Source organism: Virgibacillus aidingensis, assembly GCF_010994035.1.
Taxonomy (GTDB): Bacteria; Bacillota; Bacilli; order Bacillales; family Amphibacillaceae; genus Virgibacillus_N.
Window position 1 is genome coordinate 1 of sequence record NZ_WIXN01000043.1, and the last position, 3,582, is coordinate 3,582.

At 33.6% G+C, this 3,582-nt stretch carries 3 protein-coding genes; all 3 read left to right on the forward strand.

Going from position 1 to position 3,582, the window contains the following annotated elements:
* The first annotated feature begins 125 nt into the window (after positions 1–125).
* Genes GHD25_RS19660 through GHD25_RS19670 form a run of 3 tightly spaced genes read left to right on the forward strand, consistent with a single transcriptional unit; the run spans position 126 to position 2,504 of the window.
* Positions 126–974, forward strand: a complete 849-nt coding sequence (locus GHD25_RS19660) for an ABC transporter ATP-binding protein (RefSeq protein ID WP_164220053.1) — start codon at positions 126–128, stop codon at positions 972–974.
* A complete protein-coding gene (locus GHD25_RS19665) occupies positions 974–1,750 on the forward strand; it encodes an ABC transporter permease (RefSeq protein WP_164220055.1) in 777 nt (258 codons plus the stop codon). The genes GHD25_RS19660 and GHD25_RS19665 overlap by 1 nt, the downstream gene beginning before the upstream one ends.
* Before the next feature lie 10 nt (positions 1,751–1,760).
* Positions 1,761–2,504, forward strand: coding sequence for an ABC transporter permease (locus GHD25_RS19670; RefSeq protein WP_164220057.1), 744 nt, complete (start codon positions 1,761–1,763; stop codon positions 2,502–2,504).
* The last annotated feature ends 1,078 nt before the right edge of the window (positions 2,505–3,582 follow it).

A 3,582-nucleotide genomic window follows, 5' to 3' on the forward strand; every position in this document is an offset into this window, starting at 1 on the left:
AAGTCTAAATAGAGTATACAACTAATCCCACCTGCATAAGTAGGTGGGATTTATTTGACGCTTACATTGAGACGAATAATTTAACAAAGAAATATAAAAATCAAACGGTAGTTGATAAGTTGAATATGAAGGTTCAACAAGGGGAAATTTATGGTTTTCTCGGTCCTAATGGTGCAGGAAAAACGACAACGATTCGGATGTTGCTTGGACTTATCCGCCCTACTAGCGGAGATATAAAAATTTTCAGCCAAAATCTTACACAAAATCGAATATCCATTTTAAGCAAAATAGGATCACTTGTAGAAACACCAACATTTTATGGACACCTTACGGGTTATGAAAACTTAGAAGCTGTACGCAGATTAATTCAGGTAAATAATAAAAAACGTGTTGATGAAGTATTACGGCTTGTGGGATTAAGCAATGTTAAAGATAAAAAGGTAAAGAAGTATTCTTTAGGTATGAAGCAACGATTAGGGATTGCTACAGCACTTTTGAATGATCCGCAACTTTTAATTTTAGATGAGCCGACCAATGGACTTGACCCCGCTGGAATTCAAGAAATTCGTGAATTCATTAAAGAGATGCCAAAAAAATATGAAATGACCATTTTGTTATCCAGTCACCTCCTAAGCGAAATTGAGCTAATAGCTACACAAGTAGGTATCATCCACAAAGGAAATATTTTATTTCAAGATTCAATTAATGCACTACGTAAGGAAAGTGAAACAAAGATAAGAATTAAAGTCGATAATCCTCTCCGAGCAATTAAATGTTTAGAACAATCGGGAATAAAAGCTTCCTTTTATACAGATCAAGACATTTTATATATAAGGGAATCAAGTTCGCAAATAGCTGGTGAGGCAAATAAGGTACTAGTCGAAAATGGTTTTTTTGTATCACGTTTGGAAGGTGTTAAGAAATCTTTGGAAGATATTTTCCTTGGTCTTACCGGAAAGGAGCATCATTTATAATGGGTCCAATTTTTTATTCCGATTTAATAAAAGTACAACGTTCGATGTTTTGGGGAATTGTCATATTGTTTCCTTTTATCCTTCTTGCAGGAGTTACCCTTTTATTGATACTCAATTTTCAAAACATTCAGCAGGATGTTTATCAAGGGAAAAGTTACAGTATATGGGGTTCCATGTGGATGGTAACCTATTATAGTAATTTCGTGATGATCCATTTATTTGTCACGGTATTGACTTCCTTTCTTGCAAATGTGGAACATCAAGCCAATGCTTTTAATCTTATATTTTCAATGCCCATTTCAAGGGTGAAGTTCTATTGGGTCAGATATTTTTGGATTATTTCTGGTGTAATATTGTCAAGTCTTTTCTTAATGTTAGGCTTTTGGTTAATCGGGATGATGTTTGGTGGCGGAGACTCATTAGATTGGTCTCGACTCTTCCACTTTACGATGTTTCCCTATCTTAGTTCCTTTTCATTCATTAGTTTTCAACTTTGGATATCCATGAATATAAAAAATCAATCGATTCCTGTTATTATAGGTGGATTGGGAATTGTAGCTGGATTATTTATGTTGCCATCCCCTGGTATTGCCAAATATTTTCCTTGGGTTATTCCTTATCAAATCACACTTTCTGAAGAAAATATCATTACAGACTTTTCCCATATTGTAAAACCACCAATCTTTCACTGGGAGTGGATTGGTATAAGTTTAATCGTTGGTTTTATCTTAGTTAGTTTGGGAGCTTTGCAATTTGCAAGAAAAGAAATGATTTAGGGGGAACAGAATGTTAAAAAGCATATTATGGTCAGAATGGTTAAAAATTCGCTGTTATCCAAGTATATGGCTAATGATTTTTCTTCTTCCGCTTTTTCTTACAATTGTTGGGGTAATGAACTATACGACAAATCTGCATGTGTTTGAGGAAGTGGGCATGGTTGGGTGGATGGGCACCTGGACGCAAGTAGAATTTTTGTATGGTATGGTTTTGTGCCCAGTTTTATCCAGTGTGTTTGTTGCCCTCTTATGCCGTTTTGAACATGCATATGGAGGATGGGAGCAATTGCTGGCCTTTCCAATTTCTAAAAATGCAGTTTACTTATCCAAAATGATTTGGGCGTGGTCTCTAATCGGTTTGACAAATACGGTTTTATTTGGGTATTTTTTTGTAATTGGGAAATTAATGGGGGTCTCGGGGATTTTCCCTTTTATAAGTGTATTAAAACTGTTTTTCGGAGGATGGTTTGCAACATTGCCATTAATTGCAATACAACTTTGGCTATCCACTCGATTGAAAAATTTTGCTCTTCCAATAGCCATTAATTTTGCTTTTGTTATGCCTAATGTCTTTATATCCAGTTCAAAGTATGGAAAGTATTATCCGTGGTCCCAGCCAGCTTATGCAATGACACCAGAGAACCAACTCGGAGTTATACAGTCTCTTCAAGATTTTTATTTGGTTGTTATTATTATATTCGTAATATTTTGTATAATTGGACTTTTTAATTTTGTGAGGATTGAGTTTAGATAAAGGGTAAATACAACTATGTGTATATTAATTTTTTTAACAAAGGAGATGGCTTAGTGAAAAAGTTCTTATTTTGGATTGCATGTATTATTATGATCATCGCTATTCTATTTTTGTTTGGTCCTTTTGGAGAATTACTAACCTCTTTTTATAAGTACCCATAAACGTTAATTTATCAAGGAAAATGTTTTTGTGTTAACTATTGCTACCTTTCTTAGTAAATGAGTAAATAGGTTTATAAAAATTGAACAGAAAAATTATTAATTTAGAATAGGGGATGAAAAAGTACAAACAAAATAAAGGTGAAGAACACTCTATTTTGATATCTAAATAATATTGGATAAATATTATGAATGAAAAGGAATTCAATATTGGGAGATTATCCATATTCTCTCCATGAGGGAGAATCTATTAAAAGGGAGAATGTTATCCGAATATTCAGTTGGTTGCATTTTGAAGTATGAGTAAAATGTTTTTAGGCAAATAAAAATAAAAAACATTAATTTTAGTTTTTTTGGGCAACAAATTTAATCCTTGGTTTTTTTCGAAATGGACGTGCTTTTTGTCCATTTTTGAAAAATCAGGGTTAGCAAGCGAAGCGCGGTAGAATTATTTTTAATTTTGCCTATAAATGATAGTATAAGGATGTACAAAAGTGATTAAATAAGAGTGTACAGTTTTGATTACGGTACTTCAACAACTTTATATGGAGAAGCGGACATGATAGCCTGATTAGCCATGCCAGACTCTGTGGGGACTGGCTTCCTGGCATGTTAATCATGTCCGCGGAGGATCCATGTAAAGTTCTCATATTTATTGACAAATCATAAAAAAACATTTCTGTACATCGTTATACAATCAAAACTGTACATCTTTAAATCATCATTTATATTGCCATAGAAAAGAGAGCCAACTTCTTGTATATTTAAAGTGACTAAACCCCAAAAGACAAGGAGTGGCTCTCATGAATAAATTTAACACATCCAAGCTGAGTTTAAAAGAACTAGAGACTGAATGATTGAGTCAAGTACTTGTGGGAGATTTTTAAAGTCCCTTATTTTGTATCGTTTAGTCCGTTCTT